Origin of the sequence: Luteimonas yindakuii, assembly GCF_004803715.2 — a bacterium.
GTDB classification, from domain to species: domain Bacteria; phylum Pseudomonadota; class Gammaproteobacteria; order Xanthomonadales; family Xanthomonadaceae; genus Luteimonas; species Luteimonas yindakuii.
Window position 1 is genome coordinate 2046569 of record NZ_CP039383.2, and the last position, 23380, is coordinate 2069948.

At 69.5% G+C, this 23380-nt stretch carries 21 protein-coding genes and 1 pseudogene; 8 read left to right on the forward strand and 14 right to left on the reverse strand.

Going from position 1 to position 23380, the window contains the following annotated elements; all coding sequences use genetic code 11:
• Window positions 1-25: 25 nt before the first annotated feature.
• Both gcvP and E5843_RS09350 read left to right on the forward strand, forming a co-directional pair.
• Entirely contained in the window at window positions 26-2899 is a 2874-nt protein-coding gene (gene gcvP, locus E5843_RS09345; RefSeq protein ID WP_141065948.1) for an aminomethyl-transferring glycine dehydrogenase, read from the forward strand.
• Window positions 2900-3060: 161 nt separating this feature from the next.
• Window positions 3061-3609, forward strand: a complete 549-nt coding sequence (locus E5843_RS09350; protein ID WP_136412497.1) for an NADPH-dependent FMN reductase — start codon at window positions 3061-3063, stop codon at window positions 3607-3609.
• A 360-nt stretch (window positions 3610-3969) separates the two neighbouring features.
• Here E5843_RS09350 and E5843_RS09355 read toward each other — a convergent pair whose 3' ends face one another.
• The 5 genes from E5843_RS09355 to lexA all read right to left on the reverse strand — a co-directional run bounded on the left by E5843_RS09355 (window position 3970) and on the right by lexA (window position 10607).
• On the reverse strand, window positions 3970-4542 hold the full coding sequence (locus E5843_RS09355; protein ID WP_134673716.1) for an alpha-ketoglutarate-dependent dioxygenase AlkB: 573 nt from the start codon (window positions 4540-4542) through the stop codon (window positions 3970-3972).
• Window positions 4543-4546: 4 nt separating this feature from the next.
• Complete coding sequence (locus E5843_RS09360; RefSeq protein ID WP_166815968.1) at window positions 4547-7789, reverse strand: error-prone DNA polymerase; 3243 nt, start codon at window positions 7787-7789, stop codon at window positions 4547-4549.
• Between the two features lie 148 nt (window positions 7790-7937).
• Window positions 7938-9356 carry a Y-family DNA polymerase gene (locus E5843_RS09370; protein ID WP_136412500.1) on the reverse strand — a complete coding sequence of 473 codons (1419 nt, stop codon included), beginning with the start codon at window positions 9354-9356 and terminating at the stop codon, window positions 7938-7940.
• 9 nt (window positions 9357-9365) lie between these two features.
• Complete coding sequence (gene imuA, locus E5843_RS09375) at window positions 9366-9998, reverse strand: translesion DNA synthesis-associated protein ImuA (RefSeq protein WP_166815970.1); 633 nt, start codon at window positions 9996-9998, stop codon at window positions 9366-9368.
• A gap of 3 nt (window positions 9999-10001) precedes the next feature.
• The gene (gene lexA / locus E5843_RS09380) at window positions 10002-10607 is read right to left on the reverse strand and encodes a transcriptional repressor LexA (RefSeq protein WP_136412501.1); all 606 of its coding nucleotides are present in this window, start codon (window positions 10605-10607) and stop codon (window positions 10002-10004) included.
• A 128-nt stretch (window positions 10608-10735) separates the two neighbouring features.
• Between lexA and E5843_RS09385 the strand changes: the two genes are divergently transcribed.
• Window positions 10736-10957 (forward strand): AbrB/MazE/SpoVT family DNA-binding domain-containing protein, encoded by a 222-nt coding sequence (locus E5843_RS09385; RefSeq protein ID WP_134673719.1) that lies wholly within the window; start codon window positions 10736-10738, stop codon window positions 10955-10957.
• A 9-nt stretch (window positions 10958-10966) separates the two neighbouring features.
• Window positions 10967-11395 (forward strand): type II toxin-antitoxin system death-on-curing family toxin, encoded by a 429-nt coding sequence (locus E5843_RS09390; protein WP_136412502.1) that lies wholly within the window; start codon window positions 10967-10969, stop codon window positions 11393-11395.
• Window positions 11396-11444: 49 nt separating this feature from the next.
• Here the strand turns inward: E5843_RS09390 and E5843_RS09395 are convergent, their stop codons facing one another.
• From E5843_RS09395 to E5843_RS09420, 6 genes are all read right to left on the reverse strand, one after another.
• Window positions 11445-11951, reverse strand: coding sequence for a DNA-binding protein (locus E5843_RS09395; RefSeq protein ID WP_136412503.1), 507 nt, complete (start codon window positions 11949-11951; stop codon window positions 11445-11447).
• 62 nt (window positions 11952-12013) lie between these two features.
• A complete protein-coding gene (locus E5843_RS09400) occupies window positions 12014-12592 on the reverse strand; it encodes a GIY-YIG nuclease family protein (protein ID WP_136412504.1) in 579 nt (192 codons plus the stop codon).
• Complete coding sequence (locus E5843_RS09405) at window positions 12592-13983, reverse strand: DUF763 domain-containing protein (protein ID WP_141065949.1); 1392 nt, start codon at window positions 13981-13983, stop codon at window positions 12592-12594. Before E5843_RS09405 ends, E5843_RS09400 begins: the two co-directional genes overlap by 1 nt.
• Before the next feature lie 129 nt (window positions 13984-14112).
• Window positions 14113-15267 carry an amidohydrolase gene (locus E5843_RS09410; RefSeq protein WP_136413082.1) on the reverse strand — a complete coding sequence of 385 codons (1155 nt, stop codon included), beginning with the start codon at window positions 15265-15267 and terminating at the stop codon, window positions 14113-14115.
• A 110-nt stretch (window positions 15268-15377) separates the two neighbouring features.
• Window positions 15378-16511 (reverse strand): fatty acid desaturase family protein, encoded by a 1134-nt coding sequence (locus E5843_RS09415; RefSeq protein ID WP_141065950.1) that lies wholly within the window; start codon window positions 16509-16511, stop codon window positions 15378-15380.
• Between the two features lie 13 nt (window positions 16512-16524).
• Entirely contained in the window at window positions 16525-17631 is a 1107-nt protein-coding gene (locus tag E5843_RS09420) for a ferredoxin reductase (protein ID WP_136412505.1), read from the reverse strand.
• A 184-nt stretch (window positions 17632-17815) separates the two neighbouring features.
• Between E5843_RS09420 and fabR the strand changes: the two genes are divergently transcribed.
• Both fabR and E5843_RS09430 read left to right on the forward strand, forming a co-directional pair.
• Window positions 17816-18472 (forward strand): HTH-type transcriptional repressor FabR, encoded by a 657-nt coding sequence (gene fabR / locus E5843_RS09425; RefSeq protein WP_244240761.1) that lies wholly within the window; start codon window positions 17816-17818, stop codon window positions 18470-18472.
• Between the two features lie 82 nt (window positions 18473-18554).
• Window positions 18555-19316 carry an enoyl-CoA hydratase/isomerase family protein gene (locus E5843_RS09430; protein WP_208542749.1) on the forward strand — a complete coding sequence of 254 codons (762 nt, stop codon included), beginning with the start codon at window positions 18555-18557 and terminating at the stop codon, window positions 19314-19316.
• 128 nt (window positions 19317-19444) lie between these two features.
• On the opposite strand, the gene E5843_RS09435 is transcribed toward E5843_RS09430, so the two are convergent.
• The 3 genes and pseudogenes from E5843_RS09435 to E5843_RS09445 all read right to left on the reverse strand — a co-directional run bounded on the left by E5843_RS09435 (window position 19445) and on the right by E5843_RS09445 (window position 21971).
• Window positions 19445-20296, reverse strand: a complete 852-nt coding sequence (locus E5843_RS09435; RefSeq protein ID WP_136412507.1) for a sulfurtransferase — start codon at window positions 20294-20296, stop codon at window positions 19445-19447.
• A pseudogene (locus tag E5843_RS09440) lies at window positions 20293-21134 on the reverse strand (NUDIX hydrolase). The gene E5843_RS09435 and the pseudogene E5843_RS09440 overlap by 4 nt, the downstream one beginning before the upstream one ends.
• A 135-nt stretch (window positions 21135-21269) precedes the next feature.
• A complete protein-coding gene (locus tag E5843_RS09445; RefSeq protein WP_134673730.1) occupies window positions 21270-21971 on the reverse strand; it encodes an FKBP-type peptidyl-prolyl cis-trans isomerase N-terminal domain-containing protein in 702 nt (233 codons plus the stop codon).
• 205 nt (window positions 21972-22176) lie between these two features.
• Here E5843_RS09445 and E5843_RS09450 point away from each other — a divergent pair, with 205 nt between their 5' ends.
• Window positions 22177-22959, forward strand: coding sequence for an enoyl-CoA hydratase/isomerase family protein (locus tag E5843_RS09450; protein ID WP_134673731.1), 783 nt, complete (start codon window positions 22177-22179; stop codon window positions 22957-22959).
• 5 nt (window positions 22960-22964) lie between these two features.
• Complete coding sequence (locus E5843_RS09455; RefSeq protein ID WP_134673732.1) at window positions 22965-23369, forward strand: hypothetical protein; 405 nt, start codon at window positions 22965-22967, stop codon at window positions 23367-23369.
• The last annotated feature ends 11 nt before the right edge of the window (window positions 23370-23380 follow it).

Consider the following 23380-nt stretch of genomic DNA (forward strand, 5'->3'; position numbering starts at 1 on the left):
TCCGCCCGTCTGCCGGAATGCCGCCATGTCCCAGCCTGCCCCGTCCCTGCGCGTCCTCGAACACCACGACGCGTTCCTCGAACGCCACATCGGCCCGAACGAGGCCGAGATCGCCCACATGCTCGACGTGATCGGCCAGCCGTCGCTGGACGCGATGACCGATGCCATCGTGCCGGCGAGCATCCGCTCCGGCGACCCGCTGGCCCTGCCCGCGCCGATCGACGAGCACGAAGCACTGGCCAAGATCCGTGGGCTGGCGAAGAAGAACAAGGTCTTCCGCAGCTTCATCGGCCAGGGCTATCACGGCACCCGCACGCCCAACGTCATCCTGCGCAACATCCTCGAGAACCCGGCCTGGTACACCGCGTACACGCCCTACCAGGCGGAGATCTCGCAGGGCCGCATGGAAGCACTGATCAACTTCCAGACCATGCTGTCCGACCTCACCGGCATGGACATCGCCAATGCCTCGCTGCTCGACGAAGGCACCGCCGCGGCCGAGGCGATGACGCTGGCCAAGCGCTCGGCGAAGTCGAAGTCCAACGTGTTCTTCGTGTCCGAGCGCGTGCATCCGCAGACGCTTGAAGTGCTGCACACCCGCGCCGACGGTCTCGGCATCGAGCTGCGCGTCGGCCCCGACGCGGAAGCGGCACAGGCGGACAGCTTCGGCGTGCTGCTGCAGTACCCCGACACCTTCGGCCAGGTGCACGACCATGCCGCGCTCGCCGATGCCGTGCACGCGCGCGGCGCGGTGGTGGCGGTGGCCGCGGACCTGCTGGCGCTGACGCTGATCAGGGCGCCCGGCGAATGGGGTGCGGACATCGTGGTCGGCAACACCCAGCGCTTCGGCGTGCCGTTCGGCTTCGGCGGCCCGCACGCCGGCTACATGGCCTGTCGCGATGCCTACAAGCGCTCGATGCCGGGCCGCCTGATCGGCGTCTCGGTCGACGCCGAAGGCAACCCCGCCTACCGCCTGACCCTGCAGACCCGCGAGCAGCACATCCGCCGCGAGAAGGCGACGTCCAACATCTGCACCGCGCAGGTGCTGCTGGCGGTGATGGCCGGCATGTACGCCGTCTACCACGGCCCCGAAGGGCTCAAGCGCATCGCGCTGCGTACGCACCGGCTCGCCGCGATCCTGGCCGCCGCGCTGGGCAAGGCCGGCATCACCGTCGGCCCGGATTTCTTCGACACCCTGCACGTGGTCGATGTCGACGCCGACGCGATCCACGCGCGTGCGCGCGAGGCCGGCGTCAACCTGCGCACGATTGACAGCAACAGCGTCGGCATCAGCCTCGACGAGACCACCAGCCGCGACGACGTCGTCGCGCTGGCGCAGCTGTTCGGCGCGACGGTCGACGACATCGACGCGCTCGATGCCGCCACCGCCGACGCACTGCCCGCCGGGCTGCTGCGCACCTCGGACTACCTGCAGCACCCGGTGTTCAACACCCATCACAGCGAGCACGAGCTGCTGCGCTACATGCGCGCCCTGGCCGACAAGGACCTGGCGATGGACCGCACGATGATCCCGCTGGGCTCGTGCACGATGAAGCTCAACGCCACCGCGGAGATGATCCCGATCACCTGGCCGGAGTTCGCCAACATCCACCCGCTGGCGCCGGCCGACCAGGCCGAGGGTTACAGGGAACTGATCGACGGGCTCGAGCAGATGCTGGTGGAGATCACCGGCTACGACGCGGTGAGCTTCCAGCCCAACTCGGGCGCGCAGGGCGAGTTCGCCGGCCTGCTGGCGATCCGCGCCTACCACCAGTCGCGCGGCGAAGGCCATCGCGATGTCTGCCTGATCCCGGAATCCGCGCACGGCACCAACCCGGCGTCGGCGCAGATGGTCGGCATGCGCGTGGTGGTGGTGAAGTGCGACCGCGACGGCAACGTCGATGTCGACGACCTGCGCGCGCAGGCGGAAAAGCACAGCGAAAAGCTGTCCGCGCTGATGGTCACCTACCCGTCCACGCATGGCGTGTTCGAGGAAGCCATCGTCGAGATCTGCGAGATCGTCCACCAGCATGGCGGCCAGGTGTACACCGACGGCGCCAACATGAACGCACTCGTCGGCGTGGCACGCCCGGGCAAGTGGGGTTCGGACGTTTCGCACCTCAACCTGCACAAGACCTTCTGCATCCCGCACGGCGGCGGCGGCCCGGGCGTCGGCCCGTGCGCGGTGAAGTCGCACCTGGCGCCGTTCCTGCCGCGCGCGTTCGGCGGCGAGGGCGATGTGGGCATGGTGTCGGCGGCGACGTTCGGTTCGGCGTCGATCCTGCCGATCAGCTGGATGTACATCGTGATGATGGGTGCGGCCGGGCTGAAGCGCGCGACGCAGGTGGCCCTGCTCAATGCGAACTACGTGGCGAAGCGGCTGGAGCCGCATTACCCCACGCTCTACACCGGCCGCAACGGGCTGGTGGCGCACGAGTGCATCCTCGACCTGCGGCCGATCAAGGACGAGACCGGCATCAGCGCCGAGGACGTCGCCAAGCGCCTGATCGACTTCGGCTTCCACGCGCCGACGCTGAGCTTCCCGGTGGCCGGCACGCTGATGGTGGAGCCGACGGAGAGCGAGGCGCTGCATGAACTCGACCGCTTCATCGACGCGATGATCCAGATCCGCGACGAGATCCGTGCGGTCGAGGAAGGCCGGCTGGAGCGCGAGGACAACCCGCTGAAGAACGCGCCCCACACCGCCACCATGGTGACCGGCAGCGAGTGGACGCATGCCTACCCGCGCGAGCTGGCGGCGTTCCCGCTGGCCACGCTGAGGCGGCAGAAGTACTGGCCGCCGGTGGCGCGCGTGGACAACGTGCATGGCGACAAGAACGTGATGTGCTCCTGCATCCCGATCGAGGCGTTCAAGGAAGAAGAAGAAGCCGAGGCGTGACGCATCACGCCGTGCGGTAGAAGCCGACCCCCTCCCGTCATCGGGAGGGGGTCTTTGTTTGCGGGGTTTACGATCCGCAGACGCCTGCGGCGTCACTGCCGGCCAACAGGCGTTTAACAGCGGCAGGTACAGCATGGAGGGCCCGATCCAGGAGCCCCGCCATGTCAGATCTCAACATTGCCGTACTCGTCGGCAGCCTGCGCAAGGACTCGTTCAACCGGAAGCTCGCCGACGCGTTGCCGGCACTCGCGGCCGACGGCGTGCGCTTCGAAGTCCAGCGCATCGACGACCTGCCGCTCTACAACCAGGACGACGACGCCAAGCCGCCCGAAGCCGCCAGGCGCCTCAAGCAGGCGATCACCTCCGCCGATGGCGTGCTGTTCGTGACGCCGGAATACAACCGCTCGGTGCCCGGCGTGCTGAAGAACGCGATCGACCATGCCTCGCGTCCGTATGGCCAGAGTGCGTTCGCAGGCAAGCCCGCAGGCATCCTCGGCGTCTCGATCGGTGCCATCGGCACCGCCTGCGCGCAGCAGCACCTGCGCACCATCCTTGCGTATCTCGACATGCCCACGCTGGGGCAGCCGGAGATGTTCCTCGCCGCCAACAAGGTGCTGGAAGACGATGGTGGCATCGCCTCCGGCAGCCGCGACTTCATCCAGGGCTGGCTTGACGCGTACATCGGCTTCGTGCGCAAGCACGCCGGGTGATCCCGACGCGGCACGGGCGTGGCGATATTTTCGCCATGCTCGCCTCGATGCACCGGGTGGTCACAATTTCGCCATATCAAGAAATGCCGCCGCCGGATGCCGTTCTGCGACCAGTGTCCCGCGCGCTTCCACAGAGTTGCCCACAGGCCGGGTGGATAACTCCACAGGCCGATGTGGCCAGAATTTCGCCACCTCCGCACAGCGGCCGCGCGGCCAGGATCACGTCGATTCCGGTTGACTTGCGCAACAGGATGCGAAGCCGTCGTTGGCAGGACCACGGTGGCCGCGTCATTCACATCGATGTGCACGCGCTCCATGTGCGAACTGTCGCAAGCGCGTGTGGACTGCCGCTGCTCGCGTCTACTCGTCCTGCTCCGTCCTTACCCGGAACACCACGCTCATCCGCGGTCCCGGATCGCGCAGGGTCTTCGGGATGCCGTGCTCGTGGGTGAGCTGCGAGGCATGGCTCATGCTCAGCACGCTGCCGGGCTGCAGATCGATGCGCACGAGTTTTCCACCGGCACGCGCGCGGATGTTCATCTGCCGCGGCGCGCCCAGCGACACCAGCGTGATCGGATGCCCGGGAATGAGCGTATGCAGCTTGTCGTTGTGCATCGCCACCGAATCGCGGCCATCGCGATAGAGGTTCAGGCCGACCGCGTTGTACGGCGCCGGCGCCACGTCCTGCACATGCGCGAGCAGTTCCGGCAACGGCAACCCGACAGGCGCCGACGCGAGCCGCCAGGACGCCAGCAGGCGCGGCACCTCGACCACCCGGTCGTACATCGGCCGCGACATCTGCCGCCACGCGATGCCATCGCGCAGCGCGTCGAACCATGCCTGCGCCAGGTCTGCGGGAATCACATCCGGCCAGTAGCGGATGCCGCCCTCGGCGTCGTCGACCAGCTGCAGCACGGAGGAGAACAGGTCCATGGCGTCAGTGGAAATCCCGCGACGGCAGCGACAACCCACCCAGCAGGCCGCTGAGATCCTCGAGGTCGCCGGCGATCAGGTGCTCGACGCCATCCACGCGCTCCCAGCGTCCGCGCACCGCCAGCAGGCGCGACTCCAGCAGCGCGCGACGGCGACGCAACGCCAGCTTCGGCCACACGATCACGTTGATCATCCCTTCCTCGTCCTCGAGGGTGACGAAGATCGTGCCCTTGGCGGTCCCGGGCCGCTGCCGCTGCGTGACCAGCCCGGCCACGTGCACGCCACTGCCATGCCGGCGTTCGCGTAATGCACGCAGCCCGAGGATGCGACGCTGGGTCATCTGCGCACGCAGCAGGGCCATCGGATGCTCGCGCAGGGTGAGGCCGACGCTGCGGTAGTCGGCCAGCAGTTCCTCGCCACGCCGCGGCGCCGGCAGTTCCACCGTCGTTTCTTCCGGGCTGCCCGGCAGCAGCGGCAGGCGGCGTTCGATGCCGGCCACCGCCCAGCGCGCGTCATTGCGATGACCCGACAGCGATCGCAATGCATCCGATTCGGCCAGCACCGTGCGCGCCTTCTCGTCGAGGCCTGCGCGCAGGCACAGGTCGGCGATGTCGGAAAACGGCCGCTGCGCACGCACCTCGACGATGCGGCGCGCCACCGCTTCCGGCAGCCCGGCCACCTGGCGCAGGCCGAGGCGGATCGCCGGCTGCTCACCGCGGTCGTCGCCGTCACGCCACGCTGTTCCACCGACCAGCGTGCTGTCCCAGTGGCTGTGCATCACGTCCACCGGCAACACCTCCACCGCTTCGCGTTCCGCGCTGCCGCGGCGTGCGTCCTGCACGATCTGGCTGGGCGAATAGAAGCCCATCGGCTGCGAGTTGAGCAGGCCACAGGCGAACGCCGCCGGTTCGTGGCGCTTGAGCCAGCAGCTGGCATAGACCAGCTTGGCGAACGAGGCCGAATGGCTCTGCGGGAAGCCGTACGAGCCGAAGCCCTTGATCTGCTCGAAGATCTGGTCGATGAACTCGGGCGCGTAGCCCTTCTTCTCCATCAGTTCGCGGATGCGCGCACGGTGCGATTCCATGTCGCCGCCACGTCGCCATGCCGCCATCGAACGCCGCAGCCGGTCCGCTTCCTCGGGTGTGTAGCCGGCCAGGATCACCAGTTCCATCACCTGTTCCTGGAACAGCGGCACGCCCAGCGTTTCGCCGAGGATCGCCTGCACGTCCGGCGACGGATACAGGATCGGCTCCTTGCCCTGCCGACGCCGCAGATAGGGATGCACCATCTGCCCCTGGATCGGCCCCGGCCGCACGATCGCCACCTCGATCACCAGGTCGTAGAACCGCGCGGGTTTCAACCGCGGCAACATCGCCATCTGCGCACGTGATTCGATCTGGAACACGCCGACCGTGTCGGCGATCTGGATCATCGCGTAGGTGTCCCTGTCGTCGCCGGGAATGGTGGCGATGTCGTAATCGCGGCCGCGATGCCCGCGCACCAGGTCCAGCGTCTTGCGGATGCAGGTCAGCATGCCCAGTGCCAGGCAATCGACCTTGAGCAGCTTCATCGTCTCCAGGTCGTCCTTGTCCCACTGGATGATGGTGCGGTCGGCCATCGCCGCGTTCTCCACCGGCACCAGGTTCCACAACGGCTCGTCGGAAATGACGAAGCCGCCCACGTGCTGCGACAGGTGGCGCGGGTGGTCGCGCAACTGCTCGGTGACGTGAAGCACGCGCTGGATGATCGGATTGGCGAGATCGAAGCCGGCTTCGGTGATGCGCTGCTCCATCGGCGTGGCGCCGTTGCCCCAGCCGTAGCAGTTGGCCAGCAGGGTGATCTGGTCCGGCGGCAGGCCGAACACACGGGCCACGTCGCGCACCGCACTCTTGCCCCGGTAGCTGATCACCGTGGCCGCCAGTGCGGCGCGCTCCCGGCCGTATTTCGCGTACACGTACTGGATGACTTCCTCGCGCCGCTCGTGCTCGAAGTCGACGTCGATATCCGGCGGTTCGTTGCGCTCCTTCGACAGGAAGCGCGCCATCAGCAGGCGGGTCTCGTCGGGATTGACCGCGGTGATGCCGAGCGCAAAGCACACGGCGGAATTCGCCGATGAACCGCGGCCCTGGCAGAGGATGCCGCGGCCGCGCGCGAAGCGGACCACGTCGTGCACGGTGAGGAAGAACGCCTCGTAGCCGAGGCCGGCGATCAGTTCCAGCTCCTCCTCGATCGTCGCCCACACCTTCTTCGGCGTGCCTTCCGGCCAGCGTTCGCGCGCGCCGTCCACCACCAGCTGGCGCAACCAGGTGGTGGCGGTGTGGCCTTCGGGTACCAGTTCCTTCGGGTACTGGTATTGCAGCGTGCGCAGGTCGAAGGTGCAGCGTCGCGCCAGCGCGACCGCGGCTTCCAACAGGTGGTGTGGATGGATGTTGCCCAGCGCGCGGCGCGTGCGCAGGTGGCGTTCGCCATTGCGGAACAGGTGCGCGCCGCATTCGGCCAGCGGCAGGTTGTGGCGGATCGCGGTCAGCGTGTCCTGCACGATGCGCTCGCGACGGGTGGCCATGTGCACGTCGCCGCTGGCCAGTACCGGCATGCCGAGTGCATCCGACGACGCCAGCAGATCCTGCAGCCGCTGCGCGTCGTCGCGTTCGCGGTGCAGCTCCACCGACAGATGCGTACGCGCGTGGCCGAAGACCCGCCGCAGCCAGCTGCCCTCGCCTGCATCCGGCTTGTCGCCCGGCAGCCACAGCGCGAACACACCGGACGTGGCGTCGGCGAACACCGCTTCCACGTCGGCACGTGACAGCCGGTACGTGCCCTTGCTGCCGGCACGGCGGCCGCTGGTGATCAACCGGCACAGCTGCGTGTAGCCTTGTGCGTTCTCCACCAGCAGCACGAAGCGCAGGCCGTCGAGCAGGCGGAACTCGTTGCCCACGATCAGGCGCAGGCCGGTCGCTTCGGAAGCTTCCAGCGCGCGCACGATCCCGGCCAGCGAACATTCGTCGGTGATCGCAAGCGCCTCGTAACCGCATTGCGCGGCGCGCGCGAACAGCTGTTCGGCACTGGAGGCACCGCGCAGGAACGAGAAGTCCGACAGGCAGTGCAGTTCGGCATAGGCCGGCAGGCTGTCGTCATCGCCCACGGCATCGTTGGCAGCCTGGCGCAGGCGCTGGCCGACCGCCCAGGCGCGTGGGATCTGCGCCCCGGGCGTGTCGCGGCCGAGCCCGTCGAAGAGATCGCCGGTCATCGTCGGCCCCTCATCCGCCCTTCGGGCACCTTCTCCCGCAGACGGGAGAAGGGAAAAACACTGCGATGCGCCAGCTTGCAGACGCAGTCGCATCCCTTCTCCCGCTCGCGGGAGAAGGTGGCGCAACGCGCCGGATGAGGGCACATGCTCATCCGAACCACCCGTGCAGCATCCAGCCGTCGCGCTCACCCGCCCGGGTGAATGCCCACGCTCGTTGGCCGAGTGACGTTTGCACCACGTAGTAATCGCGACGTACATCGTCGCCATCCCACCAGCCGCTTTCCAGCCGTTCCGGGCCGTGCAGGATGTCGATCCGGCTGTCGCGCAGCGGCATCGGCTGCGGCAGCAGCCAACCCGGGCGTGGCGGGCGCGACGGCGCCTCCGGCATCGCATCCGCCTCGCCGTCGATGCGCCGCCAGGCGCGTTCGGGGCGCGGATCGTCGGCCGGCGCCAACCGGTACACGGCCCCATCGCCCAGCCGTCCACGCAGCCGCTCGCGCAGCTGCGGCCACGGCATGCCCTGTTGCAGGCGCTGTTCGAACAGGTCGCGGCTGGCCGGCACGAACGGCGGCAGTGCTGCCGCATGCAGGCGCAACGCCACCACCGGACGCGCCACCTCCACCCGTTCCAGGCGGCTGCGCGCCACCTCGAACAGCAGCGCGGGATCGCGTTCCGGCGCCAGCAGGCCGACGTCGACGGTGGTGTGCCCCTGTTCGTGTTCCAGCCGCAGCTCGAACCGCTGCACGCCGCCATCGCGGATCGACAGCGCGGTACACAGGTCGCCGATCATCCGCCGCAGCGGAAACAGCAGCGCCATGTGGCTCTCGACCTCGTAGCCCATCTCGATGCGGGCATCGAAGCGGTCCGGCGGTGCGTACCAGGGCAGTGGATCGTCGGCTTCGCCGTACAGGCGTTGCAGGTGGTCGAGCACACCGGCACCGAAGCGCCGGCGCACGGTGTCGCTGGGCAGGCCACGCAATGTGCCGAGCGTGCGCACGCCCATCCGCTGCAGGCGTTCGCCGGCGTCGTCGGGCAGCGCCGCGCGTCGCACCGGTACCGTGTCGAGGACGCGCGCCATCGCATCGGCATGGGTGACGGCGAACCCGTCGCGCAGCCCCGCCAGCACCCGTGCCGCGCGCGGGGTGGGCGCCAGCGCGATGCGATGGCGGAAGCCGAGTGCATCGAGTTCCTCGCGCAGGCGGGGTTCGAAGCGTGGCCACGGCCCGAACAGGCGGAAGCTGGCGCGCGCCTCCAGCACGATCGCACCCGGCCAGGCCGCACTCACCAGCGAACTGTGGCGGTAGGCCCAGGCGGCAAGGAACTGCTGCGCGGTGGCCTCGTGCGCGGGATCGTGCTCGACGATGGCGAAGCCGGGCGACAGCGCCTGCGCGGCAACCAGCCGCTGGCCCGGGCGCAAGCCGGCGGCGGCCGCGGCCGCATTCACCGCATGCAGGCTGCGCAGTTGCGCCGGCCCGGTGACCAGCGCCAGCGGGGCGTCGGGATCAGGGCAGCGGCGGAGAACGGCGTCGAGCGCCAGCTGCGGCAGGAGGATGCAGGCCCAGAGCATGGTCGCGGCTCAATGCGGAAGGGCCGCCAGTGGACCCGGTCGCAGTTGCAGGGGCTGGGACGGCAACTGCCCGCCGCGGCATTTGCGCACGTGCCAGGCGCCCTGCGCGCATTCCAGCCGCAGCGCGGCCGGGGACGGGTTGGCGGCATGGCGCCGGTCGCGCACCACGAAAGCGAAGCAGTCGCCACTGTCGGCCGCCACCTGCAGCCGCCGCAACGCACGCTCATCGGCGGTGCGCGGCCAGCCCACCACCGCGGCGCAGGCACCCGAACGCAGGCATTGCTCGAACGCCCACAGCGCATCGCGCGGCGCGGCATCCACCACGTGCAGCCAGGCTAGGTCGATGCCGGCCGCCTGCCAGGCCGGTGCATACGGCAGGTACGGCGGGGCCACCAGCACCACCGGGCTGCCGGCGGCGGTAAAGCGCGCCAGTGCCGGCAGCAGCAGTTCGAGTTCGCCCACGCCGTCGGCCGGCAGCAGCAGTTCGCTCAGTGCACGCCGCGGCCAGCCACCCTGCGGCAGCACCGCATCCAGCGCCGCGTGGCCGGTGGGTTCGCCATCGACCACGCGCACCGCGCCCTTGCCGGCGGGCCATATGGTGCGGGCGGCCAGCAGTGCATCCAGGGGCAGGACGTCGCCCATGGCTCAGCCCTGCCGGACCAGGCCGCAGAACAGCCCTTCGATGGCGAAATCCGTTCCCGCGGGGATGGCGATCGGCGCATGCGCCGGATTGCGCGGCAACAGGCGCAGGCGGTCGCGACGCTTCTCCAACCGCTTGATCGTGAGTTCGCCGTCCAGCCGCGCGACCACGGTCTGTCCATCGCGGGCATCGGCGCTGCGGTGCACGCCGACCAGGTCGCCGTCGAGGATGCCGTCGTCGATCATCGAATCGCCCTGCACCCGCAGCAGATAGTCGGGCCGCAACGCGAACAGCCCGCGGTCCAGCCACAGCTGCTGGTCCAGGCCGATGTCCGCGCCGATCGGCTGGCCGGCCGCCACCCGCCCCAGCACCGGCAGAGCCAGCAGGTCCGGGCGCTCGCCCACTGCCAGCCGGATGCCACGCGCATGCCCGGCGACACGTTCGATCAGACCCGCTTCGGCCAAGGCATGCACATGCTTCTGCGCAGCGCTGCGCGAGGCGAAACCGAACTCTTCGGCGATCTCCGCCAGGCTCGGCGGCCGACCCTCGGCGGCCCGCTCACGCAGGAAGGCGAGGACAGCGGCACGGCGGGAAGACAGTGGGGAGGACATCGGACGGGAGGCTGGAATCGGAATTCGAGTGTACAGATGTACACCCATATTGCGAGACTCAATCGACCTCTTGCGTTCGCCGGCGCGGACTGGAAATATAACTCCCGTTATAACTTCAAGGCATGGCCATGAAACTCAAGATCACCACCGTGGGCAACTCGGCCGGCGTCATCCTGCCCAAGGAACTGCTGGCCCGGCTGCGCCTGTCCAAGGGCGACACGCTCTACGCGCTGGAAACCCCGGACGGCATCCGGCTGAGCGCGTTCGACCCGGAGCTGGCGCAGCAGATGGAAGTGGCGGAGGAAGTGATGCGTCGTCGCCGCACCCTGCTGCACAAGTTGGCGCAGTAAGGAGTGGCCATGATCTGGATCAGCAAAGTTCTGCTGCTGGCCGTCCATGACCGGCAGCTCGCCGAACACGGCGGCAGCAGTGGCATCCGCGATGAGACGCTTCTGGAATCAGCGATCGCACGACCGCTGCAGCTCGCGGCCTATGGGGAGCCACCCCCCCACCTTGCCTCACTCGCCGCAAGCCTGGCCTATGGGATCGCGCGCAACCATCCTTTCGTCGACGGCAACAAGCGGACGACAGCCGTGGCCTGCGAAACCTTCCTGATCCTCAACGGTGCGTCGATCGATGCGGACGATGTTGCCCTCTATCCTCTCTACCTGGGGTTGGCGGAGGGCAGCCTCGACGAAGCCGGCTTCGCCGACTGGTTGCGCCGCCACGTGGTGCTGCCGCCAGCGACATCGCGGCTCAACGAACCGGGCGCCGTCTACCAGGACTGAACACCCGCAGTCCTTGCCCTGCCCCTGCCTGTGACTTGCTGGCCACGACTCAGCCCGCCTGCTTGCGCGTACGCGCCGCCTTTTCTGCCGCAGCCTTGCGACCGGTTGCGCCTTTGGTTTCCGCGGCTTTCTTCGCCGCTGCCGAACGGTCCGCGGCGCTGCGCTTCGATGCCGCCTTCCTGGCCTGCGTCGACAGTGCCTTCTTGCCGGCGACCTTCTTCGCGGTGGTCTTTTTGCTTGCAGTCCCGAGCGCCTTCTTCGCGGCGGTGGAACGCTTGGCCGAGGTCTTCTTCGTCGCCTTCTTCGAAGCCTTCGTGTCCTGTGCGGCCTTCTTCTTTGTCGCCTTCGATGCGGTCTTCGACGGCTTGGCCTTGACGCCATCGCGGCGTGCCTTCGACATGCCGATCGCGATCGCCTGCTTTGTGTTCTTGGCGCCGTGCCTGCCTTCGCGCACGTGCTCGATTTCCTCCTTCACGTATTCGCCGGCCTGGGTGTTGGCCGACTTGCCTTCGCGCTTCGCCTTTGCGGCGGCCTTGCGGGTCTTCTGTTCCGGCATGACGGTGCTCCGATGGCGTGGAGCGCCCGATGTAGCAACCGCGGCGTGAAGCAGCCGCAAGGTCAGCGCCGGTACCAGTCGCGCACCGTTCGTGGAAGCACGTCGTCGATGTCGATCCACAGTGCGTCGAAGGCATCGAGCTGGTCGCGCAGGCGGCGCTGTGCCGGCGTGTCGCCGCACAGGCCTTCGAGTTCATCGACCGACAGCTGCAACAGCGTCCACTCGTGCAGGCCATCGCGCCGGGCCGCCAGAGCAGCGCCCAGCCAGGCCTGCAATGGCAGCAGGCGATAGCCCTGCGTGGCGAGGCCACGCACCGCCACGTCGAGCAGGGTCTCCACGCCGCGGAACCATTCGGTGCCGCCGCCCGCCTCCATGCGCACCGACAGCGGTGCCGGTGCGTTGTGGTCGCGCAACGGCTCGCGCAGCAGCAGCTCGAGGTCACGTGCGTCGCGCACCGACTCGGCCTCCACCAGCACGCCGCGCTCGAGATCGAAGAACTCGTACCAGCGCGGATGCAGCGCGGCGATGCGCCCCAGCGGATCGCGCGAGAAGCCGATCTTGCAATGGTCTTCCCAGCGGCACGGGAACACGTAGGCGAAGCAGCGGCCGTCGATCGGCACGTCCGCCATGGGGACGTCCATCAGCCGGTGCCGCGTCGTCGCACGGGTGGTACCACCTCGGCCGGTGGCGGTTCCCAGCCGAACACGCTGCGCCCGCCGTAACGATGCGACTGCGCGCGCTCGTCGGCGAGGAATGCATCCAGCGTCGGACCGGTGGCGGTGGCTTCCAGCGTGCGGGCCTGCGCATCCAGCCGGCGGATCGCCGCCAGCCGCTCGTCGTTGCCGAGCTTCGCCTGGCCGACCGCCTGCTTCATCACCGCGATGGTGTGGTCGAAGACTTTCGTCGGCACCGGGAACGGATGCCGGTCCTTGCCACCGTGTGCCAGCGAGAAGCGCGCCGGGTCGGTGAAGCGGCAGGGCGTGCCATGCACCACCTCCGCCACCAGTGCCAGCGCGCGCACCGTGCGCGCGCCGACACCGGGTACCTGCAGCAGTTCGGTGAAGTCACGCGGACCGGAGTCGGCTGCGGCAGCGAGATTCCCGTGCAGGCGGCGCAACACGATGTCGCCGGCACGCACGTCGTGGTGGTCGGGCATGGCCAGGTGCGGCAGGCCTTCGGGCATCCGCGCCGAAGGTGCCGGGGCGGATGGCGCGTCACCGAACAGGTCACCGATGGCGTGGTGTGCAGCCCGGCCTGCACGCGCGCGCTTCGGCGGGACCGCGTGCTTGACCTGCGAGGCTGTACCCGCTGAAAGCTTCGTGCCGGCATCGAGCTTCGCGAACTCGCGCGCGATCGCATCCGGTCCCATTCCCGCCAGCAGCGCGACCTGCGCCTCGCGCGAGGCGGCCGCGCGGCGATCGGCCAGGTTGACGATCCGCCCCTGCCCCGGACCATCGATCGCCGCATGCGGGGCGTCGACGAAGCTCTCCAGCCCTTCCGACAGCCAGTGGTAGCGCCGCGCCTGGCCACGTTCGCCATGCATGCCCTGCTGCACCACCACCCACCTGCCGTCGTCGGCAACGATGAAGCCGTGCAGGTAGAGGTCGAAGCCATCCTGCACCGCGGCGCTGTCCACCTTCGCCACCAGCCGGCTGGTGCGCGCAAGCGCTGCGCCATCGACGCCGGTGCGCTCGCCCACCGCCATCAGCTCGGCCGGCGTATTGCGCGAATGCCGGCCGCGACCGCCACACACATGGATGCCCAGTTCGCCCGACAGCGGCGTCAGCCCGCGCTTGAGCGCGCCGATCACGCTGGTGGTGATGCCGGACGAATGCCAGTCCATCCCCATCACCGCACCGAAGCTCTGGAACCAGAAGGGATGCGCAAGCCGGCGCAGCAGTTCATCGCGGCCGTACTCGAGCACGATCGCCTGGCACAGCACCGCGCCCAGCCGGGTCATGCGCTGGCCCAGCCATGCAGGCACGCGGCCGCCATGGAGCGGGAGATCGGCGCTGCCGGTACGTCGTGACATGCGCCGGATTGTGCCGCGCCGGCGTCTCAGTCGATGAGACCGCGCCGTGGGGCGTGCTTGCGCGCGAAGGCTGCCGGTACGAGGCCGGCACCGGGCCAGCCACGCGTGACCGCCCGGTGCACCGCCGCATCAGCCCAATCGCTTCCTCACGATGCGATCGAACACTGCCGCCGCCACCGGCAGCAGGTTGTCGTCGAAGCGGAACGTCGGGTGGTGGCACATCGCGCTGTCCATGCCGAGGAACAGGTAGGCGCCGGGTGCGTGCTCGAGCATGTAGGAGAAATCGTCGGAGAACGGGAACGCGCGCAGGTCCGTCTGCACGTTGCCGGCGCCGAGCACCTCGGCCATCGCCTCCGCGGCGAGCGCGGCCTGCTGCGGCGCATTGACGCAGGGCGGGCAGTAATGCGGCAGCTGCAGGTCGATCGTGCAGCCGGAGATCGCCGCGAAACCCTCGCACAGGGCGCGCAGGCGCGCGAGCAGCGTCTCGTGCACATCGGTCGACAGCGCGCGGATGGTGCCACTGAGCGAGGCGCTGGCCGGGATGATGTTGTGGGTAGTGCCGGCCTGCAGGCTGCCGACGCTGATCAGCGCCGCTTCCATCGGGTCGACATGGCGGCCAACGATTCCGGAAATCTCCACCGCCAGCCGCGCCGCGACCTGCAACGGATCGGTCGCCCTGTGCGGCGCCGCGGCATGGCCGCCGACGCCCTCGATGGCGATCTCGAACACCGCCAGCGACTGCAGCGTGGCACCGGTGCGCACGCTACCCTTGCCGAAGCCCAGCAGCGGCATGTTGTGGAAGGCGTAGACCTCGTCGCAGTGGAAGCGCTCGAACAGCCCGTCGTCGATCATCCGGATCGCACCGCGCCCGCCCTCTTCGGCCGGCTGGAACATCAGCACCACCCGGCCGCTCTTCGGCGGCTGCGCGACCAGATGCCGCGCGGTACCGAGCAACGCCGCTGTGTGGCCGTCATGGCCGCAGGTATGGGCGAGGCCGGGGCGTTGCGAACGGAATGGCAGGTCGTTCTGCTCGTCCATCGGCAAGGCATCCATGTCGGCGCGCAGGCCGATCGACGGGCCCGCTACGCCGCTGTCGATCACCGCCACCAGTCCGGTGCCACCGAAACCGCGATGCACCTCCAACCCCAGCGATTCCAGCACCTCGGCTACCAGCGCCGAGGTGCGTTCCTCCTCGAAACCGAGCTCGGGCCAGGCATGGATACGCTGGCGCCACTGCGCCATCTCGGGCGCAAGCGCCTGCAGTTCAACAGGAATGTTCGACATCACGACACCACGCGAAGGGGGTCCGCGATGGGACCAGAGCGCGTGCGCGGTGTCAAAACGGCAACGGCCGCCTTGCGGCGGCCGTGCTGGTTGTTTTGCGTCGTGCAGGATCAGGCGCGCTGCGGCATGCCCTGCGGCGACGAAGCCCGCTTCGGCCGGCTCGGGAAGGCGTGGCGGGTGATCCGCCACAGCACCTCGCCGAACTGGCGCGGCAGGGAGCCCACGTCATAAGGCTGGTTGTAGCGCTTGCAGATCTCGCGCACTTCCTTCGACAGCTCGCCGTAGCGATGCGCCGGCACGTCCGGATAGAAGTGGTGTTCGATCTGGTGGCTGAGGTTGCCGGTCAGCAGGTTCATCACCCGGCCACCGCCGATGTTCGAGGAACCGCGCAGCTGGCGCAGGTACCAGTGGCCGCGCGACTCGTCGCGCAGGACCTGCTTGGGGAAGGTCTCCATGTCGGCGGTGAAGTGGCCGCAGAAGATCACCACGAAGGTCCACACGTTGCGGATGCCGTTGGCGACCAGGTTGCCCAGCATCACCGGCAGGAAGAACGGGCCCGCCAGTGCCGGGAACAGCACGTAGTCCTTGAGCAGCTGGCGACCCATCTTGCGGCCGACCGGCTTGAAGTCGCGCCTGATCTTTGCGCGCGCGCCCTTGCCGGCGAACAGGCGGCCGACCTTCAGTTCCTGGATCGCCACGCCCCATTGGAACAGCAGCGCGAACACCGGAACGATCAACGGCTGGAACAGGTGGTACGGCTTCCAGCGCTGTTCGGGGAACACGCGCAGCAGGCCGTAGCCGATGTCGTCGTCCATGCCGCGCACGTTGGTATAGGTGTGGTGGCGGTAGTTGTGCGAATGCCGCCAGTTGTCCGACGTCGCGACGATGTCCCACTCGTAGGTGCGGCTGTCGAACTGCGGGTCGTTCATGAAGTCGTACTGGCCGTGGATCACGTTGTGGCCGACTTCCATGTTCTCCATGATCTTCGACAGCGCCAGCAGCAGCACGCCGACGATGCACGGGGGCCACAGCAGCCACGGCACGAACGCGCCGCCGATCGCACCCACCATCAGCAGCGCGCGCCCGCCGAACCCGGTGTAGCGCACCCAGCGCACCACTTTCCGGATGTAGTCGGCGTCGACCTTGCCCACCTGGGCCATGGTGCGCGTGTGGAGCGCGTCGAGCTCGGCACCGAAGGCGTCGAGCTGCTGTTCGCTGAGGCGTACTGTTCTGGTCTTGGACATGTCGTTTCGCATTTCAGAGATCGAGGACAAGGTCGGTCACGGCGCTGTTGACGCAGAGCTTCAGCGCGTGCGTCGGCTCTTCGGCAACCGTGCCGGTGCGCAGGTCGCGCACGGCGCCGGCGGGCTTGCCGCAGGCGCAGGTGTTGCAGATACCCATGCGGCAGCCGGAACGCGGCTTGAGCCCTTCGGCCTCCAGCGCGGCAAGCAGCGGGACGCCACGCGCCAGCTGCAGTTCGCGGCCACTGCGCGCCAGCCGCACCGACACCGTGCCGGCATCGTCCGCAGGCGGACGCGGCAACGGAGTGAATGCCTCGGTGCGCAGCAGCGGCACGCGGCCATCCAGCAGGGTTTCGACGGTGGCGATGAAGCCGCCGGGGCCGCAGGCGTAGGTCTGTCGCGTGGCGTGGTCGGCGGCCAAGGCATCGAGCAGCGTGGCGTCGATGCGTCCACCGGCCTCGTCGGCTGCGGACGGCATTTCACCGGTGAGCACGAAGCGCACGTCGAAACCGGCATGGCGGGCGGCGAGCGCACGCAGTTCGTCGGCGAAGCAGAATTCGGCACGGGTGCGCGCCCAGTACAGCAGCGTCACCGGCGCCGGCATGCCCTGCGCGGCCAGCTGGCGCACCAGCGCCATCAACGGGGTGATGCCGCTGCCGGCGGCAAGGAACAGCCAGGACGCGGTGGCCGTGGCCGGCAACACCAGGTCACCGAAGCCGGGGCCGATATCGAGCACGTCACCGACGCGCGCGGGATCCAGCAGGTGACGGCTCATGCGCCCGCCGTCGACACCCTTCACCGTCACGCTGATCCGCCCGTCCGGCTGCACCGGCGCATCCAGGCTGTAGCTGCGGGTGAGGCGGATGCCGTCGATGACGGCGGTGAGGTTGACATGCTGGCCCGGCAGCGCGCCGGCCCAGTGACGGTTGGGCTTGAGTACCAGCGTCACCGCACCTTCGGCGGCGCGGGCGTGGCCGAGCACACGGGCCAGGGGACGCTCCCAGGTCCAGGTCGGATGCAGGCGCTGGGCCCAGAAGTCGAACACCGGCGGTGGCATGAAGGCGCCGGCCACCTGGGTCAGGCGGCTGCGGCGACGTGCTTTCGGGCTGGGAAGGACTGACATGGGAAGCGAATGTACACGCATCCTTACAGGCGTGTATACACGTGTGCATTAAATGGGCGGAGGGTCACAACAGGGGTTCAGTCAGGTGATCCCGACGTGTCCTATAGATGACGGAAGCCGCGCCCCGCCGACCATACGGCCGGGCACTGCTATGCTCCCCGCTCGCCCGTCCCGATGGCAGCCCGTGTCCGTCAGCACTCCAGCGCCTGCAGGCGTCGAGGCCGCCGCCCCCGAAGGCCCCGGCCGCAAGCCGACCATTACCCGCGACGACCTGATCGCCGCGGCGCTGCGCCTGCTCGGCCCCCACCGCAGCGTGTCCACCCTGAGCCTGCGCGAGATCGCCCGCGAGGCCGGGATCGCCCCCAACAGCTTCTACCGTCAGTTCCACGACATGGACGAGCTGGCGGTGGCGCTGATCGACGTGGCCGGTGAATCGCTGCGCCGCATCATCGGCGACGCCCGCAGACGCGCGGTGTCCGGGCGCAGCATCGTGCGCGGCTCGCTGGAAATCTTCATGGAACGGCTGCGCGCCGACGACAAGCTGCTGCACGCGCTGCTGCGCGAGGGCACCGTCGGCTCGGATGCCTACAAGCGCGCCGTCGATCGCCAGCTGCACTTCTTCGCCGAGGAGCTGCAGGCCGACCTGGTGCGCATCGCGTCCGCGCAGGGGGCGCGCTTCCACCGCCCAGACCTCGTCGCCCGTGCCATCACCCGACTGGTGTTCGCCATGGGTGGCACCGCGCTGGATTCGCCACCGGCACAGGACGAGGAACTGGTGGAGGAACTGGCGCAGATGATCCGCATGCTGCTGCGCGGCGCGCAGGCACTGAGCCGGGAATAGCGTTGTGCCGGGGCCGCGTGGCCCCGGCGACCCGCCCGGGCCGCGCCGTATGATGGCCGCCCTGCCCTCATGCGGAGCCGTCATGCCCCTGATCGAGACCATCGCCCACGACCGCATCCGCGAACTGCGCCTGGCGCGCCCGCCGGTCAACGCGCTCGACCCCGCGCTGTGCGACGAACTGGTGCTGGCGATCGACACGGCGGTGGCCGCTGGCGCCGACGGGCTGGTGCTGTCGGGTGGCCCAAAGGTGTTCTCGGCCGGCCTCGACGTGCCCTACCTGCTGTCGGTACAGGACGACCGACGCGTGCTGCGCGCGGCGTGGGACAGCTTCTTCAATGCCGCGTACGCACTGGCCGCGTGCCCGGTGCCGGTGATCGCCGCGATCGGTGGCCATGCGCCTGCGGGCGGCTGCGTGCTTGCCCTGTGCTGCGACGCGCGGATCATGGCGGCGGGCCCGTACAGCATCGGTCTCAACGAAACGCAGGTCGGACTGCGCATGCCCGCCGGCGTACTGCGGTTGATGCAGCGCACCGTCGGCCAGCGCCAGGCCGAGCGCCTGGTCGTGCCGGGCCTGATGCTGGACGCCGAACAGGCGCTGGCGATCGGCCTGGTCGACGAGGTGGTCGGCGTCGACGAGGTGGTGACCCGCGCGGTCACCCGGCTGCAGGCGCTGGCTGCGCTGCCGCGCACGCCGATGCTGGCGACGCGGGCATTGACCCGCGCCGATCTCGTCGAGGCGATGTCGCCGGCGGCGCTGGAACTCGACGCGATGATCGATGCCTGGTTCGATCCGGATCCGCAGGCCGCGTTGCATGCGCTGGTGGCACGTCTCGGCAAGCGCTGACTGGCAGCGCTGTTGAGGCCACCAGCATTCGCGGCCATGGGCCGCTCCAATGCGTGCGGCTGCCGGTCGCAATCGTTCGAACGGGTTCCGCTCTGTCGCGCGCGCAGAAGGCTTCCCGCCCTACACACTCAGGCGCCGGTGGCCACCGGCCGCGACGGATTCTCGATCCAGCCACTCCACGAGCCGCCGTACAGGCGCGCGCCCTCCAGGCCGGCATGGGCCATCGCCAGCAGGTGATGGCAGGCGGTGACCCCGGAGCCGCACATGGCGACGATCTCCGCGGGATCGCTCCCGTGGAGCAGGCCCAGGAATTCGCTGCGCAACTCGGTTGCGGGCTTGAATCGGCCATCGCGCAGGTTGTCGGCATATGGCCGGTTGACCGCGCCCGGTACATGCCCGGCGACGCGGTCGATCGGCTCCACGCGGCCGTGGAAACGTTCCGCGGCGCGCGCATCCAGCAGCAGGCCGCCCGAGGCCAGCGCGGCCTTGACGCCATCCGCGCCGAGCGGCAGCGACAGCCATGACAGTGCCGGGAATTCGACCACGCCGGGAGACGGCACGGCGTCGGTGACCGGAAGGCCGCGCGCCTGCCACCGCGCCCAGCCGCCATCGAGCACCGCCACGCGCGTGAAACCGACGGCACGCAGCAGGCACCACAGCCGCGCGGCGAACGCGCCGTCGCCGTCGTCGTAGGCCACCACCTGGCGGGTGGCGTCGATGCCCCAACCGGCGACGGTATGCGCGAAGGCCGCTGCCTGCGGCCATGGATGCCGACCCGCACCGGGCGTATGCGGCCCGGAGAGGTCGCGGTCGAGGTGCGCGTAGACCGCGCCCGGCACGTGGCTGCGCCGCCATGCGTTTTCCCCTGCGCCGGGGTCGGACAGCGCGAAGCGGCAGTCGACCACGACCAGGTCGGGCCCACAGAGGGCCGCATGCAATGTGTCGCAGTCCACGAGCGCGGTCCACGCGGGTGTACTCATGCCGCGGCCTCCCGCAGCGCCGCCAGGCGCTCGCGCAGGTTGAAGAGGATCGATGCGGTCGCACCCCAGATGCGGTGCGGAGTGGACAGCGGATCGCAACGGAACTGCAGCACCTGCCGTTCGCGGCCCCGGTACTCGATGGCGATGCGCTCGAGGCTGGTGTCTGCCAGCAGCCAGGCAAGCGGCACCTCGAAGACCTCGGCCACCTCGCCGGGGTCGGGCCGCGCGATGAAGTCGGGACTGATGCGGGCCACGGCAGGCAGCACGCGGAAGCCGCTCACCGTCAGCAACGGATCGAGGAACCCGAGGGGCTCGACCTGGGCATTGGAAAGGCCGATCTCCTCGTCCGCCTCGCGCAGCGCCGCGGCCAGTGCGTCGGCATCGGCAGGCTCCACGCGCCCGCCGGGAAAGCTCACCTGTCCCGGGTGGTGGCGCAGGTTCTCGTTGCGTAGCGTCAGGACGACGCGCAGGCCATCGTCGCGCCCCACCAGGCCCACCAGCACGCCGGCCTCGGCGTGCACGCGCGCATCCGGCAGCAGGTCGTGCAGCTCATCGAGGTTCCAGCCTTCGCCGGTGGGCGGGCGCCGCAACGGGTGCAGCACCCGGGCGATTTCCCCCAGCGTCGGCACGGCCACGCTCACGTGCGCAGCGCCTCGCGCTCCGGCAGCACGACGTCCATGTAGTGCTGGCGCTCGGCCTCGCCCATCTGCGACCAGCGGGTGATCTCGTCGATGCTGCGATGGCAGCCATCGCACAGGCCGGCCCCATCGAGCGTGCACACGCCGATGCAGGGCGTGAGCACCGGACGCGGCGGAATGTAGGCAGTCATGGCGGACATTGTATTGGCGCCGCGGTGAACCCGCAGATGCGCCGCGTGCAGCGTTGCCGCACCGCACACGCAACGAGCCAACGCCGGCGCCACAAACAGGAACGCCGCCCGGAGGCGGCGTCCTGCTGTCGCGTGTCGCGGCAGTTACTTGATGCTGACCAGCTTGACGTCGAACACGACCGCCTGGTTCGGGCCGATCGGCGACTGCGGCGAGTTGCCGTAGGCCTTTTCCGGCGGCATCACGATTTCCCAGCGCGCACCGGTCGGCATCTGCGCCAGTGCCTCGCGCAGGCCCACCAGCGGGATCTGGTCCATGCGCACGCTCACCGGGCCGGCCTGCTGGCCTTCCGGCGCCACCGAGGTGTCGACGAAGGTCTGGCCGGTGGACAGGCTGCCCTTGTAGTTGATCGACACTTCGCTGTTCGGGGTCGGCTTGGCACCGTTGCCGGCCTCGATCACGCGGTACTGCACGCCACCGGCCAGCGACTGCACGCCGGCCTTGGCGCGGTTCTGCGCAAGGAAGGCATCGCTGCGGGTCTTGTTCTCGCCGGCGACGCGCTCGAACTCGGCGCGGGCCTTGGCCAGCTGGCGCTGCTGCATGTTCTCGACCGCACTGCGCAGCTGGTCGACCGGCACGGTGGGATCACGGCGTGCGTAGCCGTCCTGCAGTGCCTTGATGACGGTATTGACGTCGACCTGTTCGCCGCTCTCGATCAGGTTGCGGCCCAGGTCGTAACCGAGCGCGTAGCTCAGCCGTCCCTGCTCCGACGAGGTGTCCTGGGCGACGGCAGCGCCGGCGGTCAGGGTCAGTGCCGCCAGGGAAGCGGCCAGCAAACGCAACTTCATTCGGTGGATCTCCGAGAATTTTTCCGGTTTGGGCGTTCCCGACAGCACGCCGGGAGGGCGCGCGAAGGAACGGGTTAGGATAACGACCGCCGGGCTTAACTGCCACTGACGGCGTCCTCCGACAAGCCCCCCGGGTGGTGAGTTCCCCGGTGGCGCGGAGCCGTTCACGCATGACACCACATTTCGACCTCCGGAAACGAATCGCATGACCGAATCCCTGCTCCTGGTTGCCGACGACGGCGCCGTGCGCACCCTCACCATCAACCGGCCGGACAAGCTCAACGCGCTCAACGCCGCCACCCTGGACGCGCTGCTGGTCGCCTTCGATGACGCCGCCGAAAACCCCGCGGTCCGTGCGGTGGTGCTGACCGGCGCCGGCCCCAAGGCGTTCGTCGCCGGGGCCGACATCGCCGAGATGGCCGACCTGCCGGCAGTCGCCGGGCGTGATTTCTCGCAGCGCGGCCAGCGCCTGATGCGCCGCATCGAGACCTTCCCCAAGCCGGTGGTCGCGATGGTCAACGGCTTCGCGCTCGGCGGCGGGCTGGAACTGGCGATGGCCTGCCACCTGCGCATTGGCGCCGATACCGCGAAGGTCGGCCAGCCGGAAATCAACCTCGGCCTGGTGCCGGGGTTCGGCGGCACCCAGCGCCTGCTGCGCCTGGCCGGCCGTGCGGCGACGCTGGAACTGTGCCTGACCGGGGCGCCGATCGATGCCGCCCGCGCGCAGGCGCTGGGCATCCTCACCCGCGTGGTCCCGGCGGCGGAGCTGGCGGACGCCACCCGCACGCTGGCCGCGCAACTGGCCGCGGCCGCACCGCTGGCGCTGCGCGCGATCCTCGACTGCGTGCATGTCGGCGGCGAATGCGCGATGTCGGAGGGCCTGGAATACGAGACCGCGCAGTTCGGCCTGATGTTCGCCACCGAGGACATGCGCGAAGGCACCCGCGCGTTCCTCGAACGCCGCAAGCCGGACTTCAGCGGACGCTGAAGCACGTGCACGCGCCCGACCCGCATCGCCTGCTCGCGTTGCTGACGGCCGACGAGGTCGACGCGGCCATCGACGCCGGCCTGGCCGATCTCACCGATTCAGAGCTGGCCAATGCCGCCCTCGGCGGGCTGACGGCGGCCGACGCTGCACGGCTGCGCGACGCACGCGACCGCCTGCGTGCGGCCTGGGCCGCGCGCGAGCGTTATCGCGCCCGCAACGAACGGCTGGCGCGCCGCGCCGCCGAGCGCGAGGCGCGGCGCCAGGCGGCCATGGCGCCGGCGGCCGGAACGCCGAAAGCACGGCCCGCCGTCTCGGCAGCCGCCACGCCGCTGACGCGCCCTGCCCTGCCTGCAGCCGCTGCGGCTGCGCTGGCCCGCGCGCGCAGCCGCGCGCAGCGCCCGGCCGACTGATTCCCTGATCC